General features: G+C 51.6%; 24 protein-coding genes, 3 tRNA genes, 1 pseudogene and 1 other annotated feature. Of the genes and pseudogenes, 5 read left to right on the top strand and 23 right to left on the bottom strand.

The window, feature by feature from the left end; translation table 11 throughout:
* Window positions 1–39: 39 nt before the first annotated feature.
* The 4 genes from IEV46_RS09840 to IEV46_RS09825 all read right to left on the bottom strand — a co-directional run bounded on the left by IEV46_RS09840 (window position 40) and on the right by IEV46_RS09825 (window position 1,232).
* A complete protein-coding gene (locus IEV46_RS09840) occupies window positions 40–285 on the bottom strand; it encodes a hypothetical protein (protein ID WP_009710615.1) in 246 nt (81 codons plus the stop codon).
* Window positions 286–462: 177 nt separating this feature from the next.
* Window positions 463–603, bottom strand: a complete 141-nt coding sequence (locus IEV46_RS09835) for a hypothetical protein (RefSeq protein WP_188432419.1) — start codon at window positions 601–603, stop codon at window positions 463–465.
* Window positions 604–653: 50 nt separating this feature from the next.
* Window positions 654–947 carry a helix-turn-helix domain-containing protein gene (locus IEV46_RS09830; RefSeq protein WP_009710614.1) on the bottom strand — a complete coding sequence of 98 codons (294 nt, stop codon included), beginning with the start codon at window positions 945–947 and terminating at the stop codon, window positions 654–656.
* Window positions 948–962: 15 nt separating this feature from the next.
* Complete coding sequence (locus tag IEV46_RS09825) at window positions 963–1,232, bottom strand: helix-turn-helix domain-containing protein (protein ID WP_052528783.1); 270 nt, start codon at window positions 1,230–1,232, stop codon at window positions 963–965.
* Between the two features lie 169 nt (window positions 1,233–1,401).
* Here IEV46_RS09825 and IEV46_RS09820 point away from each other — a divergent pair, with 169 nt between their 5' ends.
* The 3 genes from IEV46_RS09820 to IEV46_RS09810 all read left to right on the top strand — a co-directional run bounded on the left by IEV46_RS09820 (window position 1,402) and on the right by IEV46_RS09810 (window position 3,642).
* A complete protein-coding gene (locus tag IEV46_RS09820) occupies window positions 1,402–1,728 on the top strand; it encodes a helix-turn-helix domain-containing protein (protein WP_009710612.1) in 327 nt (108 codons plus the stop codon).
* A gap of 92 nt (window positions 1,729–1,820) precedes the next feature.
* On the top strand, window positions 1,821–2,444 hold the full coding sequence (locus tag IEV46_RS09815; protein WP_009710611.1) for an ImmA/IrrE family metallo-endopeptidase: 624 nt from the start codon (window positions 1,821–1,823) through the stop codon (window positions 2,442–2,444).
* 40 nt (window positions 2,445–2,484) lie between these two features.
* Window positions 2,485–3,642, top strand: coding sequence for a site-specific integrase (locus IEV46_RS09810; RefSeq protein WP_188432418.1), 1,158 nt, complete (start codon window positions 2,485–2,487; stop codon window positions 3,640–3,642).
* 74 nt (window positions 3,643–3,716) lie between these two features.
* Here the strand turns inward: IEV46_RS09810 and IEV46_RS09805 are convergent.
* The 18 genes from IEV46_RS09805 to guaB all read right to left on the bottom strand — a co-directional run bounded on the left by IEV46_RS09805 (window position 3,717) and on the right by guaB (window position 19,396).
* A tRNA-Ser gene (locus tag IEV46_RS09805) sits at window positions 3,717–3,809 on the bottom strand.
* A gap of 77 nt (window positions 3,810–3,886) precedes the next feature.
* A complete protein-coding gene (gene tadA / locus IEV46_RS09800; RefSeq protein ID WP_188432417.1) occupies window positions 3,887–4,345 on the bottom strand; it encodes a tRNA adenosine(34) deaminase TadA in 459 nt (152 codons plus the stop codon).
* Between the two features lie 12 nt (window positions 4,346–4,357).
* Window positions 4,358–4,798 carry a Fur family transcriptional regulator gene (locus IEV46_RS09795; protein ID WP_188432416.1) on the bottom strand — a complete coding sequence of 147 codons (441 nt, stop codon included), beginning with the start codon at window positions 4,796–4,798 and terminating at the stop codon, window positions 4,358–4,360.
* 12 nt (window positions 4,799–4,810) lie between these two features.
* Entirely contained in the window at window positions 4,811–5,665 is an 855-nt protein-coding gene (locus tag IEV46_RS09790) for a metal ABC transporter permease (RefSeq protein WP_188432415.1), read from the bottom strand.
* Window positions 5,662–6,453: a metal ABC transporter ATP-binding protein gene (locus IEV46_RS09785; RefSeq protein WP_188432414.1), complete on the bottom strand. Its 792-nt coding sequence runs from the start codon at window positions 6,451–6,453 to the stop codon at window positions 5,662–5,664. The genes IEV46_RS09790 and IEV46_RS09785 overlap by 4 nt, the downstream gene beginning before the upstream one ends.
* A gap of 308 nt (window positions 6,454–6,761) precedes the next feature.
* Complete coding sequence (locus IEV46_RS09780; protein WP_188432413.1) at window positions 6,762–7,133, bottom strand: YndM family protein; 372 nt, start codon at window positions 7,131–7,133, stop codon at window positions 6,762–6,764.
* Between the two features lie 192 nt (window positions 7,134–7,325).
* Window positions 7,326–9,479, bottom strand: a complete 2,154-nt coding sequence (locus IEV46_RS09775) for a YhgE/Pip domain-containing protein (RefSeq protein WP_188432412.1) — start codon at window positions 9,477–9,479, stop codon at window positions 7,326–7,328.
* An 89-nt stretch (window positions 9,480–9,568) separates the two neighbouring features.
* A complete protein-coding gene (locus tag IEV46_RS09770; RefSeq protein ID WP_188432411.1) occupies window positions 9,569–10,171 on the bottom strand; it encodes a TetR/AcrR family transcriptional regulator in 603 nt (200 codons plus the stop codon).
* Between the two features lie 69 nt (window positions 10,172–10,240).
* Window positions 10,241–10,316: transfer RNA gene (locus tag IEV46_RS09765), tRNA-Arg, on the bottom strand.
* A 99-nt stretch (window positions 10,317–10,415) separates the two neighbouring features.
* Window positions 10,416–10,544 carry a hypothetical protein gene (locus tag IEV46_RS18350; RefSeq protein WP_268235887.1) on the bottom strand — a complete coding sequence of 43 codons (129 nt, stop codon included), beginning with the start codon at window positions 10,542–10,544 and terminating at the stop codon, window positions 10,416–10,418.
* 154 nt (window positions 10,545–10,698) lie between these two features.
* Window positions 10,699–12,543 (bottom strand): asparagine synthase (glutamine-hydrolyzing), encoded by a 1,845-nt coding sequence (asnB, locus tag IEV46_RS09760; RefSeq protein WP_188432410.1) that lies wholly within the window; start codon window positions 12,541–12,543, stop codon window positions 10,699–10,701.
* Between the two features lie 111 nt (window positions 12,544–12,654).
* Window positions 12,655–12,891 carry a hypothetical protein gene (locus IEV46_RS09755; RefSeq protein WP_188432409.1) on the bottom strand — a complete coding sequence of 79 codons (237 nt, stop codon included), beginning with the start codon at window positions 12,889–12,891 and terminating at the stop codon, window positions 12,655–12,657.
* A 5-nt stretch (window positions 12,892–12,896) separates the two neighbouring features.
* Window positions 12,897–13,214, bottom strand: coding sequence for a hypothetical protein (locus tag IEV46_RS09750; RefSeq protein WP_188432408.1), 318 nt, complete (start codon window positions 13,212–13,214; stop codon window positions 12,897–12,899).
* A 634-nt stretch (window positions 13,215–13,848) separates the two neighbouring features.
* Window positions 13,849–13,938, bottom strand: a tRNA-Ser gene (locus tag IEV46_RS09745).
* A gap of 83 nt (window positions 13,939–14,021) precedes the next feature.
* A complete protein-coding gene (serS, locus tag IEV46_RS09740; protein WP_188432407.1) occupies window positions 14,022–15,302 on the bottom strand; it encodes a serine--tRNA ligase in 1,281 nt (426 codons plus the stop codon).
* A 37-nt stretch (window positions 15,303–15,339) separates the two neighbouring features.
* Window positions 15,340–15,568 (bottom strand) — a binding site (T-box leader).
* A gap of 32 nt (window positions 15,569–15,600) precedes the next feature.
* Window positions 15,601–16,485: a pyridoxal 5'-phosphate synthase lyase subunit PdxS gene (gene pdxS, locus IEV46_RS09735; RefSeq protein WP_188432406.1), complete on the bottom strand. Its 885-nt coding sequence runs from the start codon at window positions 16,483–16,485 to the stop codon at window positions 15,601–15,603.
* Between the two features lie 79 nt (window positions 16,486–16,564).
* Complete coding sequence (locus tag IEV46_RS09730) at window positions 16,565–17,809, bottom strand: D-alanyl-D-alanine carboxypeptidase family protein (protein ID WP_188432405.1); 1,245 nt, start codon at window positions 17,807–17,809, stop codon at window positions 16,565–16,567.
* A 129-nt stretch (window positions 17,810–17,938) separates the two neighbouring features.
* Window positions 17,939–19,396: an IMP dehydrogenase gene (guaB, locus tag IEV46_RS09725; RefSeq protein WP_188432404.1), complete on the bottom strand. Its 1,458-nt coding sequence runs from the start codon at window positions 19,394–19,396 to the stop codon at window positions 17,939–17,941.
* Between the two features lie 370 nt (window positions 19,397–19,766).
* Here guaB and IEV46_RS09720 point away from each other — a divergent pair, with 370 nt between their 5' ends.
* Complete coding sequence (locus IEV46_RS09720) at window positions 19,767–20,831, top strand: YaaC family protein (protein WP_188432403.1); 1,065 nt, start codon at window positions 19,767–19,769, stop codon at window positions 20,829–20,831.
* Between the two features lie 26 nt (window positions 20,832–20,857).
* A pseudogene (locus IEV46_RS18655) lies at window positions 20,858–21,127 on the top strand (group II intron maturase-specific domain-containing protein); the annotation flags it as partial.
* A 51-nt stretch (window positions 21,128–21,178) separates the two neighbouring features.
* Here the strand turns inward: IEV46_RS18655 and gyrA are convergent.
* Window positions 21,179–23,641 (bottom strand): DNA gyrase subunit A, encoded by a 2,463-nt coding sequence (gene gyrA / locus IEV46_RS09715; protein ID WP_188432402.1) that lies wholly within the window; start codon window positions 23,639–23,641, stop codon window positions 21,179–21,181.
* Between the last annotated feature and the right edge of the window lie 29 nt (window positions 23,642–23,670).

The following is a 23,670-nucleotide window of genomic DNA, read 5'->3' as shown; positions in this document are numbered from 1 at the left end:
TTGCGTCCGCCAGCTCTGCCGCCTTATTTTGCAATCCTTTTAATGACTGGATCTCAACACGGAGTCGTCCGATTTCTTCTGCCCGTGCATTTTCCCATCCCATGTCGACTCCTTTTCGATAGTGGTCCGGGGGTTACCCGGTGTGGGCTCCCATCCGCCCGGACCGTTCACCCACTTTTGGGTGAACCGTCCCGGCAGATGAATGCCGGTGCCGTCCCCGATCCGGTCCGCCCGCTGTCCGCGTAATGCGTCCCGCTCGCCGGTGACCCGGGTCGTCGCGCTCACGGAGCTTCTGCTCCCGTGCTTCCTTGATCGGTTCCGCGCTATCCAATTTTCAAGGTGCAAGATTGAGGCGGTTTCCCGCCTTCGATTCAGGTTCCGGACAATACCGGAATCTGAATCCAGGGCGGGATGCCCTGTTGCTTTCAGCTTGCCGAATCGGTAAACTTAAATCGGATTTCCTCAATCACTACCGATCAACTTTTTGAACAGAGGTCCAAACGGTGGCCGCCGTTGGTCCTCTTCATCTCCTTTCAGCTCCTCTTGCCGCTCTTCCTCAAGAAGTGGCCAAGCTTGCTCCACATGAGTAAAGAACTTTGTCATACCATCCCCCCCTGTCAAAAGAGCTTTAATGTACCTATGAGAAATTGAAACTAGGTAATCGAGATCATGGCTTTGCTTTGCGCCGACTCTGACAACCAGCGTAAAAACTCATCGCGTGGAATCTTGTGGGACCGGCCCAGTTTCAAGGACGGAAACTCTTTCTTTTTCATCAACTCCAGGGCTGTATAGTGACTAACCCGCAAGATTCGTTCAACATCATCTACGTGTAAAACTTCAGGCAATTGGTTTTGTTGTAGTGCAGTGAGTAATCGAACGATATCCTTGGCTGAGATACGAAAGTCTGCTTCTTCTTGAGCTTGGATCAACGCAAATGGCGCAGACATGTTCCTCCCCCTTTTTTAGGCAGTTATCTTTTTCGGCGTTTTACTTGATGTTTCCTCAACATCATCCTCATAAAAAAGAAGGGTAACCAATTGAACGATCGTCAAACCCAACATTTTCGCTATTATCGGCAGATGTTCTGCTTTCAATTTGACATTTCCAGATTCGATTCTTGCATACCCCCCTGGAGTTTTTAGCCCAAGCGCTTCAGCCATTTCTCGCATCGAAATCCTTTTTTTTGACCTGTAGTTGGATAATGCCTTCAGGTTGAGAAATAGTTGTCTCACGAACGAATCCTCCTTTCTTGAGCTTTCCTCAACTTCTTGATCTCAGTTTATTTGATCATAGCTCAAATGTCAACAACCAATTTGCTATTTGATCAACTGTTTATTGGTACAATATATAACGTGGTAAGATGAATTTGATGAAACAGCAAAATAACGGAGGACGAATTAAATGTCTTTTGGCCAACGCCTTAAAGAACTTCGGAAAAAAAGAAAGATCACGCAGGCGGAACTAGCTAAAGTATTGGGGGTTGATAACACAACCATTTCAAAATGGGAATCAAATACTTATGAACCTGAAATGACCGCAATTAAAGAGATAGCTGACTTTTTTAACGTCTCAGCCGATTACCTATTAGGACGTACTAATGTACCTAGCCAATTTGAAACGGAAGCTGCTCACCGTACAGACGATCCAATGGACGATCTTCCACAACAAGCTCGTGAAGACATCGAAAAATTCAAGGAGTTTATTCGGCAGAAATACGGTATTGAATAATGCCGTATTTCTTTTTGTCATAAAATTGCACGGATATCCAGATTGTTATACAATAGGAACATATGATCCCCAAAGACATCTAAGGAGGATACATGCTAGCAAATCTAAATCTTTTCGACCTTGCGCAAGAGGAAGGAATCATTGTTGACTGGTTTCCTTTCCGTCCCCCTCTTTTGGGATACTACTGGTGTACCAATAGCGGACAAGCGGTGATCGGATTGTGTGAAGAAATCCAAAACGATAAAAAAGCAACTCGATCAATTCTCGCTGAAGAATTAGGACACCATTATACATCGGCAGGTAGATTCACAACTCAGCACCACTACCGTTATAGAAATCGATTGAATGTCAGTCGCTGTGAAGAAAAGGCCCTTCGGTGGGCTGTAGAAACATTGATTCCCCTTGATGAGCTACAAAAAGCATACTCAAAAGGGATCACGAATCCTTGGGATCTCGCTGACTACTTTGATGTTTTGGAAGAAACCATTCATTTCCGTTTGAAATTCGCACAATTAAAAGGGGAATTAAAAAGATTGATCAAGTATATTTGTGATGAGTGCGAGAAAGAAGTTGAGAACCTTGATTTCCCGGAATCTTGGGTAACTATGATCGACAAAACTGCTTACAGCCTTGAAGAAAAACATTTTTGTTCATGGAGTTGCTTAAGAGATTACAGACAAAGGGAAGATGCTTTGTTGAAGAAAAAGGTAATTTAAAACTTTCGTTTAAGCGAGAGTTTTAACGGGAGGGATATCGTTGAGGGGACACATAAGAAAAAGAGGTAGCAAGTGGGCGATCGTTTTGGACATTGGAAAAAAAGCGGACGGTTCACGAAATAGGAAATGGTTCAGTGGGTTTAAAACAAAGAAAGAAGCTCAAAGCTTCCTAAACCAAAAACTGCATCAAATTGAGTCTGGCACCTATGTAGAGCCTTCTAAAATTACACTTGGGGAGTATCTTAATCGCTGGCTTAAAGATTATGCTGAGCTAAATACGGCTCCACGAACATATCAAGGTTATGAGTATATGATCACACAGCACATAATTCCTCAAATCGGGGACATTCCGATGGACAAACTCAAACCAATGCATATTCAGGGATACTACTCAGAAAAATTGGCTAAAGGGAGAAAGGATGGTTCTGGGGGGCTGTCTCCCCGATCTGTACTTCATCATCATCGGATTCTCCATCAAGCCTTAGATCAAGCCGTAAAGTGGCAAGTGATCCCTATGAATCCAGCGAAGTCTGTTACTCCCCCAAAACCTCAAAGGAAACAGATTAACACACTTAGTAGAGAACAGGTTCATCAACTTTTATCCGCAACAAAAAACACTCCGTATTATGAACAAATCTTTTTTGCAATCAATACCGGAATGCGTCGAGGTGAGATATTTGGGTTAAGGTGGAAAGATATTGATTTTGCGAATCGTACCATCAGCGTTCGACAAACCATTCAAAGAATAAAAAATAAAGGGCTTGTTTTCCGGGATACAACTAAAACAGATGGCAGTCGTCGGTCCATCGCCGTTTCCGATTCAGTCATACATATGCTTAATAGGATTAAAAAGCGACAAGCTCAAGAGAAAATAAGTTGTGGGCCACTGTATCAAGATCATGATCTTATTTTCGCTAATTCTGACGGTACTCCCATTAATATCGATTATCTTTCCCGAGAGTTTGGCCGTCTAATCAAGAGGATGAAATTACCTCATATAAGGTTTCATGATTTGCGTCATACTCATGCCACTTTATTACTTCAGCAAGGAGAGCATCCGAAGGTTGTATCCGAACGTTTGGGACATTCAACTATCACGATCACCATGGACACTTATTCCCATGTAATGCCCAATATGCAAAAAGAAGCTGCCCAAAAACTGGACAACTTCCTCTTTGGTAGCAAGAATACGCTTTAGTCAGGTGAAGGGTTGCAAATGGGTTGCAAACGGTCAATTTCTTATCCGTTGGATAGCCCCAAAAACCCTTGATATGGCGGAGAGGGTGGGATTCGAACCCACGGTACGGGGAGAACCCGCACAACGGTTTTCGAGACCGCCTCCTTCAACCACTCGGACACCTCTCCATAATGCCTGACAATTTATTATCATAGTCGAAAAGAACGCCGAAGTCAAGAGGCTTCCTGTGGACCCCTTTCCGACTTCACTTCCTTTGCTCCCTGAGTTTACGGAAAAATCCTCTCAGTAATTCCCCGCATTCCTGTTCCAAAATTCCCCCCACCACTTCCACCTGATGGTTGAAGCGATCATCCCGGGGAAGATTCATCAGGGTACCGGCACAGCCGCCCTTGGGGTCATACGCACCGTAGACCAGGGTGTCCAATCGGGACAAGAGGATGGCACCTGCGCACATGGGGCAAGGTTCCAGGGTGACATACAACTCACATCCCGCCAGTCTCCATCCGCCCAGGAGGCGGGCGGCTTCCCGGATGGCGATCATCTCCGCGTGGGCGGTGGGGTCCTGATGGCTTTCCCGCAGATTATGCCCCCGACCGATGATCTCCCCCTCCCGAACCAAGACAGCTCCAATCGGCACTTCTCCCTTTGCTTCCGCTTCCCCGGCTTCGCGGATCGCTTCCTTCATCCACCGATCATAACTCATACCGACACCGCCTCACGCTTTGCTCTGCAATTCTTTCTGACCGGAACCGCAATCCTGACAAAATCCGAAGATCTCAAATTTATGATCGGTGATGGTGAAACCATCAGGCTCCCCGAGGATGGCATTCATGGGACAGACGTTAAGTTGACGGGTCTTGCCACATTCCTTGCAGATCAAATGGTGGTGATGTTGATCCCCACCGCAGTGGAAGCGATAGCGGCGCTCCCCTTCCCATTCGGTCCCTTCCACAATCCCCAATCTCTCAAACAGGGACAAATTCCGGTAAACCGTATCCACACTCAACCCCGGATACTCCCCCTGCATTTCCTCCAGGATCTGTTTTGCAGTCAGATACCGGTTTTCCCTGTTGAAGATCTGAACCATTCGTTCCCGTTTTCCAGTGAATTTGTATCCTTGGGATTTTAATGTGTCCAAAGCCCGTTCCAGATCCACCGCTTATCCCTCCTAAATCTTTCTTCCCTTGGCCAAGCTCCGAAACAGTCGTTTTCCTCCCGTCACCAGCAGCAGGATCAGGATGGAGACGAGAATGATGGTCCCTCCCGACGCCCAATCCAGATAAAAAGCGGCCACCAATCCACTTAAAACGGAAATCTCGGCGAGAAGCACCGACAAGAACAAAGCCTGCCGAAAGCTGGATGCCAATTGCATACCGGCGGCCACCGGCAAAGTGACCAACCCCGAAACCAACAGAATGCCGACGACACGGATGGAAGCAGTAATCACCAGTGCCGTCACCAGGCTGAAGAGGAGAAGGATCCGGCGGCGGGGCACCCCTGAAAACACCGCAGCCTCTTCATCGAAGGAGAGTACAAACAACTCTTTGTAAAAAAGAATCACCATCACCGTCGCCAACATGCCCGCCGAGATGATCGCCATCAGATCGGACTTGTCCACAGCCAAAATACTGCCAAAAAGATAACCCGCCACATCCACATTGAACCCGTCGGCGGCGCTGATCAACACCACTCCGAGACCCACCCCGCCGGAGAGAATCACCGGTATCGCCAGTTCCTGGTAAGAGCGATGCAAATGGCGAAAACGCTCAACAAAAAGGGCTGCCCCCGCCGAAAATCCCATCCCCATATATAACGGATTCCACGACTGGAATAAGGGAACATGCTTTTGCAACAGGAGACCCGCCGCCACTCCGGACAAAGTGACATGGGCCAGGGCATCGGCGATCAGGGAGAGTCTTCTCACCACCAGGAAAAGTCCGACCATCGGAGCAATCCCCCCGATGATCAGTCCGGCGATGAGCGCCCGTTGCATAAATTCATAATGAAGAATCATGTCCATCATAACAGAGGATGCGCCGATTTCGCATCCACCCCTCCCTCCCGGATCTCTTTCCCTGCAACGTCACCGGACGCCATCAGGATCCGGTCTTCCTCCTCCCAGACCGGTGGACCGGCATCCTCCTCAGCAACAAAGTGCCCCCGGTCCAACCAGACCACCCGATCCACCACATCGGTCACCGCTTGGAGATCATGGGTGATCAATAAAAGAGAGAGACCCTTTTCCCGGTGAAGGCGACCCAGCAAGCGGTGAAAATCTTGGGCAGAGCGGGAGTCCACCCCGACGGTGGGCTCATCGAGGATCATGAGATCCGGATCACTCACCAGCGCTCTGGCGATAAAAGTTCGTTGTTGCTGACCGCCGGAGAGGTGGCCGATCCGCTGACCGGCCAGAGCACTGAGGCCGACCTGATGAATCGCTTCTTCCACACGCAACCAGTGTTGTCTCTTCATCCGCCGCAAGAGCCCCAGCTTCCCGTAAAGTCCCGAAGCCACCACTTCCCTGACTGTGGCTGGAAAATCAAGATTGAAGCTGTTGGCCTTTTGGGAAACATAGCCGATCCGGGACCACTCCTTAAACCGGCTCACCGGTTTTCCAAACAGAAAGATACTTCCTGAATCCGGTTGGATGGAACCGAAGGCCAACTTGACCAATGTCGATTTCCCCGAACCGTTGGGACCAGCCACTGCCAGGAATTCTCCGGACCTCAGCGTCAGGTTTACTCCCTTCAGTACTGGGTGGCGACTATATGAAAAATGGATCCGTTCCATTTTCAGTACAGATTCCGTCATATCCTCGCCCGCGTCGATCCACGATCAACAGCGGACCCCCTCCTTATTGTTGCAGGTTACCAAGTTATTATATCTGAACTCCGCCTCTTTGTAAATCGTAACAGTTACGTTTTGTCTCCCAAAAAAATAGACGGGGGCATTCCCTCGTCAATTCCAGTCATCAACGATTTATCAAGTATGTCGATGAGCCTCGGGTTTTTAGAATCATGTTTTTACCAGAGCTGTTTACCCCCATGGAACACAAGTTTCTCCCAACGTCATTTCGCTCCCAGTCTCGCTGTGACACCTTTCCAACACCGATTTTCCGGCTAATCGACAGCCCCCGCAGGATCCATTAAAACTTGATTCTTCATATACTTGTGGAACAATATTTCTCCAATCGCGATAAAGAAAGCTGACATGAAAGAGGCAGCTCCCAACGATACCGCTTGTTCAAACAGAAAAGAACCCAAAACCCAGATTCCCAGCCACACAAGACCCAGATCAGCGATCGTCGCCACCGCATTTCCGAATTTGGGCAGGATCAGCAAATCTCCGATTAAAAACGAAACACCGGTCAATACCACACTTGCAGTCAGTATGGCTGGAAAGGAAATTCCAAAGAAGGCTCCCAAAACCAACCATGAAATGACGACAGTCATTACAAACTTAATCAACAATCCTGTTACATATCTCAACATTTCTTCTTCCTTCCCACATGGTTTACTAAAATTGTGTCCTTTTGCTCCAGGACCTACTCAATGCTCGGCCAACAAAGACTGCGTGCCACTTTTTAATGGGAAATAATCAAAACCCGCCCGTCTCCTTCCCTGCAGGAGACGGGCGGGTTTTTCTCCGTTCAGAGGACCATTATCACCATCCCGTTTCGGTGCTTATCCGTTGTCAACTGCAGTCTTCGATTTCAGCTTGCCAGGCAGGGTCCGCCACAGCCATTCCGCCAGCTTGCGCAACAGCCAAGCCGCGATGCCGATTCCGATCAGGATTTTAGCCTGATCCATGATCACCGCCGTATCCCCTGTGGAGATAACTGCCCGCAACCCCTCAATCGAATAAGTCATGGGCAAGAAAGGACTGATCCCCTGGAAGAAGGAGGGAAGCAGATCCGCTGTATAGGTGCCTGAGCTGGAGGTGAGTTGAAACATCAGAAGCAAAATCGCGATAAAGCGTCCCACATCCTTAAAGGCTGAGACCAGGAGGTGATTGATCGATGTAAACACAATGCCTGTAATCACTGCAAACAGGTACAGCCAGCCTTCATGCACCGGTTCAATCCCCACCAAGTGAATCAGGACCCAAATGAGCAGCAACGCCTGCAGGCTGCCCATCAACAGGGCGGACAGGCCTGAGAGTGGCCGGTTGTCATTCCCGAGCAACGGCCGTTTCAGATCCATGACGGTAAAGAAAATCATCGCGCCCACCCAGAGAGACAGGGAGATGAAGTAGGGGGCAAAACCCGTGGCATAGTTGGGAATCGGATGCACCCGATCTTTATCTACCTGGACGGGATCAGCCATCTGGTCCGCCTTTAGACCCTTTCCTGCCAGCGCCTCCCTCGCCGCATCCACCCCTTCAGCCAACTTGTCAGCCAAGGTGTTTTGCTCATCGGAAATTTTACCCAATCCTTGGGACAGTTCCTTTAATCCTGCGGAAAGTTTGGAAAAACCGTCAGACAGTTTTCGTGGGGCTTCCGACAACTGTCCCACGCCTTGATCCAGCTTTTCCCCGCCGGCAACCAACTTATCAAGGCCATCCTTCAGCTCTCCCAGTTTTGTGGACAGGAGAGAGGCACCAAAGTGAAGTTCCTTCACACCTTTCAGCTGCTGGTCCATCCCCTTCTGAATCGCCCCGATTCCATCCACCACTTGGGTCTGACCCTCATACATCCGATCGATGGCGTTTTGTGCCTGTTTCAAATCCTGTTCCAAACGGGCCGCCCGATCCAACAGGGTAGAATGATCCCTTCGACTGTTGTCCAGCGTTCTCTTCAGTTGAATCACATCGGGGTCATCGGCCAGTTCGGGATATTTTTGAATCATCCGTTCAAAGCGACGATCCGCTTCACTGTTGTGCCCCTGCAATTTGCGAGCAATCTCCGAGATCGCGCCCACTCCCCGTTCCAGTTTCGGATTGTGAATAATATCTTTGAATTGGCCGATTCCATCCCGGATCTGTTCTGCTCCTTCTTTGAGACGGGGCAAATCTTTCATTCCCTTTTCAATGCCCGATTCCAATTGACCGAGGCCGCTGTCCAACTTGCCCGCCCCGGACTTCAGTTGATCCGCGCCGGTTGCGGCAGTGTGCAGACCTTTCACCAGTTCGCTGACACCAGCAGTCAAGCTACCGATGGCCTGGTCCAACCGGTCCACTCCAAAGACCAGTTGAATCGCCCCTTCCTCCAGCTGGCCAGTTGCATTCTTCGCTCTTCCTGTTGCCCCCGCCAGTTCCGAGGCACCCTCCGACGCTTCATCCAACTGATCAGCGGATTCCTCCATCTCCTCAAAAAGAGCTTCCGCATAGGTGTGAATCAACTTTTCTCTTACATGATCCTGCAATCCCTGGATCATCCGCTGACCGATTTGGGAAGAGAGATAGTTGGCTCCTTCGTTCACGCGATATTCAAGCTTACCTTTCAGGGGCTTGGGATCTTTCAAACTGGTAGCGTGACGGGAGAAATCTTCCGGGATCACCACCGCCAGATGGTATCTGCCTTTCTCCAAACCATTCTCCATCTCCGACCGGTTCACAAATTTCCACCCGAACTGATCGTCATCCTTCAGACGGTCAACCAATTCTTTTCCCACATTAATCTTATCACCGTCGTTCTTGGCTCCCTGATCTTCATTGACAACAGCCACAGACAGGTTTTTCATCTGATCATAAGGATCAAAAAAGGCCGTCAGGTAAATTCCGCTATATAAAAGAGGGATACAAAGGATACCCAATATCACCACAATCAACTTACGCTCTTTCCAAATCATTTCATTTAGCGCAAGTGTTGTCTTTCTCCTTTTTCGCCACAACCCCATGGAGAAAAACCCCCTCCTTCTTCCACGAACATGAACTGACTGGTCAGTACAAAAGGGATTATATAATGAACACTCCTTTTTGAAAAGGGTTATTTTCCTGATCGGGAGGCCACTACGCCTTTGTAGATCAATTGTTTGAGGTGATCCGCCATTTCGCCTATCCGTTCTTCAGGGGCCGGTTTTTCATCCGGATCGCGAAAAAGATCCTGCAACACGGCCACACTGGCCGCTCCAAAAATAGCCACGGCCGTATCGTGCCCTTTTACCGGAAGAAAACATCCACGGGCGCCCCCCCGGCCCAGCACATCTTCGATCAGTTCCACCAATTCACGAAGGCGGGCGCGAAACTCATGTTGCCTTTCAATGGAGCCCCAGGATTCACTGATCAACAATTTGGCAAAGGTCCCGTTATGGTAAAGATATTCAACCAATCCTTCCAACAGACCCTCCAATTGATGAACTGGATCCTCCGTCACCTCCATCCGTCGCCGCAGTTGATCCATGATCCGTTCCATACCGTCATTCATCAGGGCGACAAACAGCTCTTCCTTACCCTTGAAATGATAATAGATCGTTCCTTTGGCCACCCCGGCACGACGTGCGATCTCATCCATCTTGGCTCTCTCAAAACCGCTGTGAGCAAAAACTTCGACGGCCGACTGAAAGATTTGTTCAATGGTTTCCGGGCGCATGAGCCAACCTCCCCCGCTTTTTCCAAGCAAAAGAAACGCCTCCCCTTGAACAGGGAGGCTCTGCCGTTCTGGCACGCCCGAGAGGAATCGAACCTCCGACACGTGGTTTAGGAAACCACTGCTCTATCCACTGAGCTACGGGCGTATGATTTCAATCTATATCATATCAGATGGATGTCATAGGACGCAACCCCCACCGAAAGAGCAGCCCTCCCTCTCCCGGATGGCTGCCCCTTTTAAAGCCTCAGCGCCTGCCTTTGATGCGCCCCTTTTTCCGGTGCTGCTTTTTCCATTTGAACAGAGTTTCCGGCAACTCCAGAAGAACTCGGACCAACGATACAACTGCCACCAACAATTGAACCCACTTTTCCATCAGATCGCCCCCTTTTGAAGGTGGGTCGGGTTCAGTCCTTGTCTCAATTATAGAACATATGTTCGTAATTTAACACCCGTTCGACAAAAACTCCGTTTATTTTTTCCCATAAAAAAATGCCGCCGATTTATTAGCGGCGGCGATAACCGGAATATTACTTGATGATCACGCGATATTCTCTCATCCATTGATCCAACTGAATCAGATAGGCGAACCACTGGGGAACATTCATCAATTGGCCGAACCAGGGAAAGTGGCTCCCCTTCAAATCCTGACCGGCAAACCGGCGCCAGGCGTCGATATTGAGAAGATCCAGTACCTGTGATGTTCCGTCATTCAGGATCCCCAGCGCCTGATCCACCACCTGTTCCAGGTAGACGGGGTTGTGAGTCTTGGGAAAAGGACTCTTCTTCCGCCACAATACATCCTCTGGCAGAAGGCCCGCCATCGCCTTTCGCAACAGCCCTTTCTCCCTTCCTTCGCTCTTTTTCATGGACCAGGGAACATTCCAGATATATTCCACCAAGCGATGGTCACAGAAGGGAACCCGCACTTCCAGTCCGGCTGCCATACTCATCCGGTCCAACCGATCGACCAATGTAGGCATCCACCGGGTCAAGTTGAGATGGAAAATCTCCCGGATTCGCGCTTCCTCCGGATCCTCCCCCGGCAACCGGGAGACCTCGGACAAAGCCTCTCGGTAGCGATCCGCCACATACTCCGAAGGTCGTATCTTTTGAATCACCTCCGGTGAGAGAAATCCGATCCTCTCCCCAATCAGGCGGGCCCAGGGAAAGGTGGCGGCGTGGGTCAGTTCCCGTCGGTGGAACCAAGGGTATCCTCCGAACACCTCGTCGGCACATTCTCCAGAGAAGACCACCATCGCCTGCTTTTGGATCTCTCTGCAAAACAGAATCATGGATGAATCCACATCAGCCATTCCAGGCAAATCACGGGCTATGACGGCATCCTTCAGCGCCGTCACCAAGTCCGGGGTATCTATCAGGATTTCGTTGTGTTGGGAGCCGATCCTTTCCACCATTCGATTCACCCAGGGAGCATCGGCATGGGGCTGGAATTCATTCGGCCGGAAAAACCGGTCGTTTCCCACGTAATCCAAGGAAAAAGTTTGCAGCTGTCCCCTCTCCTCCTTATGGAGGATTTCAGCGACACAGGCGGAGATGGCACTGGAGTCGAGCCCTCCGGACAACATCGCTCCCACAGGCACATCAGAATCCAACTGGCGCTGAACCGCATCCATAAACAATTCCCGAACACGTCGCACTGTAGTCTCCAAATCATCGGCATGGGGTTGGCTCTCCAGCCTCCAGTAGGAATGGTGGCGGATGCCATTTTGGTTCGCTCTGAGCACATAACCGGGCAAAAGTTCCCTGATCCCTTTAAAAACCCCATGTCCGGGAGTTCTGGAGGGTCCCATCACCAGCACCTCTGCCAATCCCTCCCCATCCACTTCCGGCGCCACCTCAGGATGGACCAACAATGCCTTCAACTTCGAAGCAAACAAGATTCCCCCTGCTCTCTCAGTATAAAAAAGAGGCTTGATCCCGAACCGGTCCCGGGCCATGAACAGGCTTTGATCTCCTTCATCCCAAATTGCAAAAGCAAATATTCCGTCCAGGTGTTCGGGAGCCGCATCCCCCCATTCTGCATAAGCTGCCAAGACCAGTTCCGGGTCGGAAGGGCTATGCACGGGGTATCCTCGGGATTTCAATTCCCGGGACAAATCCCCTGTGTCAAACAGTTTCCCGTAAAAAGTGATGATTAGATTCCTGTTCCCGAATCGACGTACCATCGGTTGGGAGAAGACTTCGGGGTCGGTACCGAGCAACTGCCGGTGGCACAGACCTGCATGTTGGGATTGCCAGATCCCCTCCCCGTCCGGTCCATCGCATGTCAGTTGCTGATTCATCCTTTCCAACGTTTGTCGTTCCCGGCTCAGGTCCCGATTCCAATCGATCCAACCGGTGATCCCGCACATGATGAATTCCCCCCAGACGGAGATGTTGATTCGGCCCTGCAACGATGACCGGATGGCCGAATGCCCACCTCATTCTATGCAGGGGGGAGAACAGTGGTGCGGAGAGGATGATTACACCTGGATTCCGGCATAGTTATTGGAGTCAATACTTTGACTATCCTGAAAATCACTGTCCAGGTTGTTCACTTGACCAGTAGGCAAAGATTGGTGCCCATCGCCGATTACGAAATTTCCAATATTCTGCTTGGTGGAATTGCGATTCTGAACCACATTCACCCCCAAGGTGATCGTCGCTCCCTGACTCAGGTTGTTGTTTTTGATTACGCCGACACTGATATGGGCCGGCATCCATCCTACACCTGACCCGTCCCAAGGTTGTTAGTATCGAGGTTCAATTGATCCTGCAGATCCGGATCCCCATTACCGGGTTTCTTTATCCGCTTCTTAATCTCGGACCGGATCTCAGGGGTCCATTCGTTTTCAGTGAAGATATGAAGGTTTCCGCCGCATAGAATCTCGTCTGTTGCCTCGTCCCGTCGAACCCATTCAAAAGACTTGGCTACCTTCTCCGCCGCTTCCTGAGTGAAAAAATCGGTCCATCGAATCTGAATGCTTGCTCCCATGATATTGGTCCCGTCGGTACTGAGAATATTGCCCCGAAAACTTCTCAACCTTACACAGTCTTTTGTATGAATATTGTGTCCAAGAGTCTAAGCGTACAATTTTCCCGAAATGGCCCGGTGCCCCTATTTTCATAATATACACACAATTTATTTTACACTCAATACCGGAATGAGACGAGGAGAAATTTTCGGATTAAGATGGAAAGTCAAGGATTAGTAATCCGAGAAACAACCAAAACAAACAAAAGTCTCCATACCGTAGCACTTTCTCATTCTGTTATCAATCACCTGAAACATATTAAAATACATCAAGGTAAAGAACGTTTGAAACTTGGAAAAGCGTATGATGACCACGATCTGATTTTCCCCAGAAAAAACGGAAAGCCAATCGATATAAGTCTGCCACATGTTCGTTTTCATGATCTACGACACACTCATGCTACATTATTACTCCAAATGGGATCCATCCCAAGGTCGTTTCGGAGCGCTTAGGGCATTCCACCATCACGATCACCATGGACACATATTCTTACGTGATGCCTAATATGCAACAAGAAGCTGCCCAAAAATTGGACAACTTCTTGTTTGCAGACTACCATATGCTTTATCTAAATAAAGGGTTGCAATTGGGTTGCAAATGGTCTGTTTCTCATCAGACGATCAAGCCCAAAGCCCTTATTTTTGGCAGAGAGGGTGGGATTCGAACCCACGGTACCCGCGAAGGTACGGCGGTTTTCAAGACCGCTGCCTTCAACCACTCGGCCACCTCTCCACATTCTCCATCAGATCACCATTATAGAGGTGGATCGCTGTCTGTGTCAAGAGGGCTGCGTACGACAGCCCTCCTTGCCAGCTTTAAGCTTTTTCGATTTTCTCCAGTCCCCCCATATAGGGACGCAACACCTCCGGGATACGGATGCTGCCGTCTTCCTCCTGATAATTTTCCAACAGAGCGGCCACAGTTCGGCCAATCGCCAGTCCCGATCCGTTGAGGGTATGGACATACTCCGGTTTGGATCCGGCATCCCGGCGGAAGCGGATATTGGCCCGACGGGCCTGGAAGTCTTCAAAATTGCTGCAGGAAGAGATCTCCCGGTAAGTATTTGAGCTGGGAAGCCAAACCTCCAGGTCGTATTTCTTGGCGGCGGTGAATCCGAGATCTGCCGTGCACATCAGCAGGACCCGATAAGGAAGGCCCAATTGCTGCAACACCATCTCCGCATTTTGAACCAAGCTTTCCAACTCATCATAGGAGTCCTCCGGTTTGACCAATTTCACCAGTTCCACCTTGTTAAACTGGTGGGTGCGGATCAGACCCCGGGTGTCCCGTCCCGCCGAACCTGCCTCGGAACGGAAATTGGCGCTGAATCCGGCGTATTTGACAGGTAGTTCCGTGGCGGACAAGACCTCTCCCCTGTGGAAGTTGGTCACGGGCACCTCCGCCGTGGGAATCAAATAGTAATCCGTGTCCGCCACTGCAAAGGAATCTTCGGCGAACTTGGGGAGTTGCCCCGTCCCGGTCATGCTGTCACGATTCACCATATACGGTGGGATCATCTCCGTGTAGCCGTTCTTTTCCGTGTGAAAATCCAGCATGTAGTTGAACAATGCCCGCTCCAGTCGGGCACCCACTCCTTTGTAAAAAACAAAGCGGGATCCTGTCACCTTGCCAGCACGCTCAAAATCGAGAATATCCAATTCCGTCGCCAACTCCCAATGGGGCTTCGGTTCAAAGTTCCACTGGGGAACTTCTCCCCAATGACGGACAGGTTGATTATCCTCTTCGCTCTCGCCGATAGGGACACTCTCATGAGGCAGGTTAGGCAAGGTGAGTAACACATGATCTAGTTCCCGCTCCACCTGACGCACTTCTTCATCCAGTTCCTTGATCCGGTCACCCACACGTCTCATCTCGGCGATGGTCTCCTCTGCCTCTTCCCCCGCTTTCTTCTTCTGTGCAACCTCCTTGGATACCACATTGCGCCGGTTTTTCAATTGTTCCGTTTCCCTCAACAACTCCCGTCGACGTTCATCCAGTCGGATCACCGAGTCCAGACCGCTGATATCCTCTCCCCGATGTTCCAACCTCTTGCGCACCTGCTCCAAATCCCGTCGCAACATCTTCAAATCCAACATCAACTGAACCCTCCTCATAAAAAATAGAACTCCCATCCCAAGGGACGGAAGTTCCGCGTTGCCACCCTCATTGGCCGAAACCGGGTTTCGGCCCTCTCCACGGCGGGGATTACGGTCCGCCCGACCGGCAGCGCTTCACGGATCATATCGTCCGTTTTTCGCGTGCAGCTCCGAGATGGATTCCCCGGCTCGACGGGACGGTTCACACCAACCACCATCTCTCTGAGCCGCCTGTGCCAGGTACTGATTCTCATCGTTGCTTTTGGGTGATCTTCTCCGAAAAGGAATTTTCCGTCGGTTACCAGCCCCGCTCCTGCATTCGCTGGGAAGCTTCCAGGGTGGAGATTTCAATCCCTGGCATCGCCGCTCCCAGTCCCTTGGACAACTCAACAATCCGGCCGAAATCTTCATAATGGGCGGCCGCTTCCACGATGGCCCGGGCGAACTTGGCCGGGCTGTCCGATTTGAAGATCCCTGATCCGACAAAGACACCATCAGACCCCAACTGCATCATCAAAGCCGCATCCGCCGGAGTGGCCACACCCCCTGCGGCAAAGTTGACCACAGGCAGACGTCCTTTTTCGTGGACTTGCCGCAACAGTTCATAGGGGGCACCGATGGCTTTCGCTTCCGCCATCAGTTCGTCCCGGGACATGTTTTGAACTTTGCGGATCTGGGACATCATCTGACGCATGTGCTTGACCGCTTCGACAATGTTTCCGGTCCCCGGCTCCCCCTTGGTCCGGATCATGGAAGCCCCTTCCCCGATCCTCCGCAAAGCTTCCCCGAGGTCACGGGCTCCGCATACAAAAGGAGTGGTGAATTCGTTCTTGTCAATGTGATATTTATCATCCGCCGGAGTCAGCACTTCGCTCTCATCGATGTAATCAACACCCATCGCTTCCAACAGGCGTGCTTCCACAAAGTGTCCGATCCGCGCCTTGGCCATGACAGGAATGGAGACCGCTTTTATCACCTCTTCAATAATACGCGGATCCGCCATTCGCGCCACTCCACCCGCCGCACGGATATCCGCCGGTACCCGTTCCAGAGCCATCACCGCCACGGCACCCGCATCTTCAGCAACTTTCGCCTGTTCCGCGTTGACGACATCCATGATGACGCCGCCTTTCCGGAATTGGAGGGTGCCCCGGCTCGCTCCGCCCCTCTGTTGATCCTTCATGAGTTGTTTCCTCCTTCATTTCCCCGACACTATTTAGAAACATTGTAACCAAAGGATCTGTCATTGACAACAAAATCACTTATCGGAACCACTCGGTGACGGAACGGAAAAATAGAGTCCACCAACCGGCTCTCTCTACATCCTTGCCCGCTTTCAATGGAACCGGCGGCACCCCTGGTACATCCTTTCCTTTCAACTGAATCCGAGCCGTTCCAACCACATCTCCGGAGCGAATCGGGGCTTCCAGTCCGGACTTGAAGTCCACCCGAAGGGTATATGGGGCTTTCTCCCCGTTGCGAACCGGGAGGGCACGGGAGGCTGCCGCCACAACCGGCACCTCTGTCTCCACTCCCCCATGGAGGGCGACTTTGCTATGGCTTGGAACGGACTTTCCTTTCTTCAGCAGGGGTTTCATCCTATAATTTTGAAAACCGAAGTCCAGCAGTTTCTTCGTTTCTATAAACCGGCGACTCTTGGAATCGGTTCCCATCACCACCGTGATCAGACGCATATCATCCCGTTTGGCCGTACCTGTAAAAGTATAACCCGCTTCCCGAGTATATCCTGTTTTCACTCCATCCACACCATCATAAAAGTGAGATAAACCCGGTAACATTCGGTTGGAGTTGGGCAGGATCAATTCCCGTTTTTCCCCTTGACGGAATATGTATTCCGGAAGCGAAATGGTCTGGATCACCTGGGGATGATCCCGAAGAAGGTGACGTGTCAACCGGGCGATGTCCTTAGCGGACATCCGATGCTCTCCCTTTACCTGGGGAGGATCTGGATAACTGTGCCGCGGCAGACCTGTACAGTTGATAAAATGGGTCTCTTTCAGTCCAAGGCGCTTGGCTTCCTTATTCATCTTCCCCACAAAGGCCCGCTCGCTGCCGGAGATGTACTCGGCCAGAGCGACAGCGGCATCATTGGCCGAATGGATGGCCATGGCATGGAACAATTCCTCCACGGTCCGTTTCTCCCCGGCGACGAGATTCACTTGGGCCTCTCCAATGGAAGCTGCATTTTCACTGATTTTCACCGGGTCATTCCACCGGATCCGACCCGACTTCACTTCCTCCAACACCAGATATTCTGTCATGATTTTAGTCAGACTTGCCGGAGGATAGGGACGTTTCTCCCCTTTTCCGGCCAATACCTGCCCCGTCTCCATCTCCATCAAAACGTAAGAGCGGGCCTGAATATCTAAAGGAGCCTTCTGTGGGCCGTCGGCAAAAACTTCCCCAGCAGGCAGAAGCGACAAAACCGACATCAACAGAACACATAAAATGATGATGACCGGCACTCTACTCTTCCATCCGACCATCCTTGTACCCCACCCCGTTCCACTCAAGATGCGAACTTGTCATTCCAAGTGTAACGGATGGGGAGAAAAATTGGAAACCATTCCTCGGTATTTGTTCACTCACAGGGAAATCCCTGTATCGCCCATCCCTCAGAGATTATAGTTGGGCGCCTCTTTCGTGATTTGGATATCGTGGGGATGACTTTCCTGCAAAGATGCGTTGGTGATCCGGACAAACCGGGAATTCTCCTTCAACTCCCGCAGATTCCGGGTGCCACAGTACCCCATTCCCGCCCGGATCCCTCCCAACAGTTGATAAACGGTTTCCGCCAGCGGCCCTTTATAGGGGACACGACCTTCGATTCCTTCGGGGACCAATTTCCGCTCGTTCTCCTGGAAATAGCGGTCCTTGCTTCCCGCCTTCATCGCTCCGATCGATCCCATACCGCGATAAACTTTGAATTGCCGCCCCTGATAGATCTCCGTTTCACCGGGGGATTCCTCCGTACCCGCAAAGATGCTACCCAACATCACCGCATCCGCTCCGGCAGCCAGGGCTTTTACGATATCCCCGGAAAAACGGATCCCCCCGTCGGCGATAATGGGAATCCCGTACCGGCGGGCGACGGTGGCGCAGTCATAAATGGCTGTGATCTGGGGAACCCCGATCCCGGCCACCACCCGTGTGGTGCAGATCGAACCGGGGCCGATTCCCACTTTGACCACACTGGCTCCGGCCTCGATCAAATCCTTCGTCCCTTCCCCTGTGGCCACATTTCCGGCAACAATCACCAGATCGGGATGCTCCCGCCGTAACCCGGCCACTGTCTCCAACACACCCTTGGAGTGGCCGTGGGCGGTATCCACCACCAATACATCCACTTCGGCCTCCACCAATGCAGCGGCGCGCTTCATCGTGTCTCCAGTCACCCCGACGGCAGCACCGGCGAGCAGTCGGCCCTGGGCATCCTTGGCTGCGTTGGGGAACATTGTCGCCTTCTCTATATCTTTGATGGTGATCAGTCCTTTGAGGACTCCCTCCCCATCCACCAACGGCAATTTTTCAATCTTGTGTTTCTGCAGGACCTCCTCCGCATCGGTGAGGGTGGTGCCCACGGGTGCCGTCACCAGGTTGTCACGGGTCATCACTTCGGAGATCGGAATGGAGTAATCCCGGACAAACCGCAGGTCCCGGTTAGTGATGATACCCACCAACTTCCGCCCCCGATCCACAATGGGCACCCCGGAGATACGGAATTTGGACATCAGGGACTCGGCATCATACACCTTGTGATCCGGGTGCAGGTAAAAGGGATTGGTGATCACACCGCTCTCCGAGCGCTTCACCCGATCCACTTCCTCTGCCTGCTCTTTGATCTCCATACTTTTATGGATAATCCCGATCCCCCCTTGGCGGGCAATCGCAATCGCCATGGGAGCTTCAGTCACCGTATCCATCCCCGCGCTCAAGAGGGGGGCATTCAGCTGAACCTGATCCCCCAAGCGGGTGGCCACTTCCACATCCCGCGGAAGAACTTCGGATTTGGCGGGTATGAGCAACACATCATCAAAAGTGAGTCCTTCTTTGGCAAATTTATCTTCCCACATCGGAGTTCAGTCCCCTTTATTTATCAATCCGCATTTTGGTTTGTGCAATCGTACCAGACAGCCTTGGGCCCTGTCAAGCCGCGCCATGACAAGGTTTTCGCCTTGTCGATCTCTTCGGAAAACGTTCCGTTTTCAAAACACCTTTGGAGCCGAAGTTCAGTCATATCTATCTAATCCCGGGAAAAAGAAATAAAAAACCGCCCTGCTAGGACGATTTTTTATTTGTTAAAAAGTTCTCCCCATTTATCCACAAGTTGTCCACAGCTATAGAAAGAGAACCTCTTAAAAACGTCTTGCTCTCTTCATGATTTATAAAAACCGAAAAAAGGGTACAGACTACTCTGTTGTAGAAGGGAAAGCAGGGATGGACATGGTCTCACAGATTCGGCGCATTCTCTGTGATTCACCGGAGCAAAAGATGTGGAACCTGTTTTTGCTTCTGGAGAATGAAGCCACCGTCCGCACCTTTCTGGAAAGCAAATACCGCAAACATGGGGTGGAACATCCCTCAAGGGCCGCCTTCCGGGCAGCCCAACCCCTCATGTATCATGTCAAACAAGCCCGAACATATTATGAGGCGGCCCGAAGAAGTGACCTGTTTGTCCGCCCGTTGCTCTCCTACTATGGAATGATGACCCTGTGCAAAGCTCTGATGCTCACCAGGGTTCCCGATTACCCGGAAAACACTTCTGTTCTTCGCCACGGGATTTCCACGCGAAAACGAAAACGTGGGGATTATCAATTTTTCGCTGATGAAGTCCGGGTGCAGCGGGAAGGATTGTTTCCGGAACTGGCCCGTTACCAGGGGCGAGAGTCTCTGATCGGAGAAAACTGGACCTTAAAGGAATTGTTCTCCCTGATCCCGGAACTGCAAGACGGATACCGTCAGCTTTTTCCGGAAGAGACCCTGTTTCCTGTTGCCGTTCCGGAGGTCACTTCAGTTCCAAATCGGGGGATGCCCCTGGTTTTGGAGGATCGGATTCTGGATGCGCTCCATCTGACTCCCCGGGGATTGGTCAACCGGCTCAACCGTTTTTCACCCGGCGGGGAAGTCCGTTTCACCTTTGAAGAGGATCCCGTCTCTGTTCCCCGGTTTCTTCTTTTTTGGCATCATCCCTTCATTTCCCATGTCAACCAGTGGGAGCGGGGGTTTGACCACCCCCTGTTTCGGGAAGACATGCATGGAAACCACTGGCTGTCCCCTTTCCAACGGGTGGAGTCCTGCCTCCCGGAGATGTTTGTTCATTATGCCCTTCTGTTCGCCCTCAGCATGCTATGTCGGTATGAGCCCCCTCTGTGGGGGGAGATGATTTACGGGATGGCTTCTGAAGAGATGGTATTGATCCAGGAATTTCTTCAAGTGACGCAACGGAAATTTCCCAACCTGATTCTGAACGAGTTGTTTGAAGAGAAGATTCTGTTTCAGCAGATGTGATATAACGCCTCCGCCGGGCGGAAACCCCAACGGTGTTTCGGCGCTTGGATGAATGGCTGCGAAGGCGCCTTCGGATGATCCGCTGGAAAGAGTGGAAACGGCCGAAGACTCGGGTACGCCAGCTTATTTCTATGGGCATTCCGAAAGGGAAGGCCGATAAGTGGGGCAACACCCGGAGGAAATACTGGCGCATCGCAAAGAGCCCTATTCTACACCAAACCCTTGACCTTGCCTATTGGCAAGACCAAGGGCTTCTGAGTGTCGCTCGTCGAACCCAATTCCTTCGTCAGACGTAGTGGAACCGCCGTATACCGAACGGTACGTTCGGTGGTGTGAGAAGACGGGGGTTAGTCGCCCTCTCTTACTCGATTTTCTTCCTCTTCTTCCTCTTCTTCTGTGGGAACCCGGGCCAAGGTGGCCACCTCTTCATCTGGCTTGACCGAGATCAGTTTGACCCCTTGGGCATAGCGGCCCATGCGGGAGATTCCCTCCACATTCATCCGGATCACCACACCGGAATCGGTGACGATCATCAGATCTTCCTCCGGAGAGACCACCTTCAGACCCACCACTTGCCCTTTGGTTTTGGTCACGTTCTGCGCTTTGATCCCCTTTCCGCCGCGGGACTGGGTCCGGTATTCGGACAGGGCCGTTCGTTTTCCGTATCCTTTGCTGGTCACCACGACCACTTCCCGCTCGGGATCCACCACTTCCATCCCGACCACTTCGTCATCTTTGCCCAGGGCGATTCCCTTCACCCCGGTGGCTGTCCGACCCATCTGACGAACATCCTGTTCCGGGAAACGGATGGACATCCCCCGGCGGGTGCCCAGCATGATCTCCTGTTCTCCGTCCGTCAGACGGACACCCACCAGTTCATCCCCTTCCCGCAGATTGATGGCGAACAAGCCGTTCCGTCGAATATGACCGAACTCTTCCAGGGGAGTCTTTTTGACCACCCCGAATTTGGTACCGAAGAAAAGATAACTGTCCGGGGAGAACTCCCGAACCGGGATGACCGCTTCGATATATTCCCCCTGTTCGATCTGGATCAGGTTGATGATCGGCGTGCCCCGGGCGGTCCGGGACAGTTCCGGAACCTCATAGGCTTTCATCCGGTAAACCTTACCCTTATTTGAAAAGAAGAGAAGGTAGTTGTGGGAATTAGTGACGAAGAGATGCTGAACGAAATCATCTTCCCGCGTTCCCATACCTGATACACCCCGGCCGCCCCGGCGCTGGGCCCGATAACCGGAGAGGAGCATCCGCTTGATATACCCCCGATGAGTCATCAAGATGGTGACCTCATCTTCCGGGATCAAATCCTCATCAGCGATCTCCCCTGTATTCAACATGATTCGGGACCGGCGTTCATCACCGTACTTGTCGCGGATCTCTGTCAGCTCGTCCCGGACCACCCCGCGGATCTTCTCTTCGCTGGCCAAAATCGCCTTCAATTTGGCGATAGTCTTCAGGAGCTCACTGTACTCGGTCTCAATCTTTTCACGTTCCAGACCGGTCAAACGTTGCAGGCGCATATCCAGGATCGCCTGGGTCTGCTTTTCACTCAATCCGAATCTTTCCACCAAACCGTCCCGGGCTTCCTGAGTCGTGCGGGAGCCCCGGATCAGTTCGATCACTTCGTCGATGTGATCCAGTGCGACCCGGAGTCCTTCCAGGATATGGGCCCTCTCTTCCGCTTTGCGAAGATCAAACTGGGTCCGGCGGCGGATCACTTCCACCTGGTGTTCCAGGTAATGATGCAACACCTGTTTCAGATTGAGCACAAGGGGTTTTCCATCCACCAGTGCCAGCATATTGACCCCGAAACTCGTCTGGAGGTTGGTCTGCTTGTAGAGATTGTTAAGCAACACCTTCGGATTGACGTCCCGACGCAATTCGATGATGATGCGCATTCCGTTGCGGTCGGATTCATCCCTCAGATCGGTGATCCCGTCAATCTTTTTATCCCGGACCAACTCGGCAATTTTCTCCACCAGTTTAGCCTTGTTGACTTGGAAAGGGAGTTCCTCGACCACAATCCGCATCTTGCCGTTGTTGGCTTCTTCGATCCGGGTCTTGGCCTGCATCTTGATGCTACCACGCCCGGTCCGGTATGCCTTCCGGATCCCGTCTCTGCCCAGGATGAGGCCGGCAGTCGGAAAGTCCGGCCCTTTAATGTGCTCCATCAATTCATCGATGGTGATCTCCGGATTTTTAATCATGGCCAGCAATCCGTTGATCACTTCTGTCAGGTTGTGTGGCGGGATGTTGGTGGCCATTCCGACGGCAATTCCCGCCGACCCGTTCACCAACAGGTTGGGAAAGCGGGCGGGAAGCACCACCGGCTCTTCCAAGCGTCCGTCATAGTTCGGGGTGAAGTCAATCGTCTCTTTCTCAATATCCCGCAGCAATTCCCGGGTGATCGGCGCCATCCGGGCCTCGGTGTACCGCATCGCCGCCGGGGAATCCCCATCGACGGACCCGAAGTTTCCGTGTCCGTCCACAAGCATGTATCGATAAGTGAAATCCTGAGCCATGCGGACCATGGTGTCATACACGGCCGCATCCCCATGGGGATGATAGGAGGCGAGAACGTTACCGACGACGTTGGCCGATTTCCGGTAGGGCTTGTCCGCGGTCATCCCCAGCTCATGCATCGTATACAGGATCCGCCGGTGCACCGGTTTAAGGCCGTCCCGGACATCGGGAAGGGCCCGGCTGACGATGACACTCATCGCATAATCCAGGAAGGAGCTGCGCATTTCCTGGCTGATATTGATCTCATTGATGCGCTGTTCTTCAGGCATTCGCTTCCCTCCGTTTTTTGTTCACATCC

It is taken from the genome of Kroppenstedtia guangzhouensis, assembly GCF_014637345.1.
In the GTDB taxonomy this organism is placed as follows: Bacteria; Bacillota; Bacilli; order Thermoactinomycetales; family DSM-45169; genus Kroppenstedtia; species Kroppenstedtia guangzhouensis.
The sequence above is the reverse complement of the archived record's forward strand: the minus strand, read 5'-3'. Positions and strand labels throughout refer to the sequence as shown.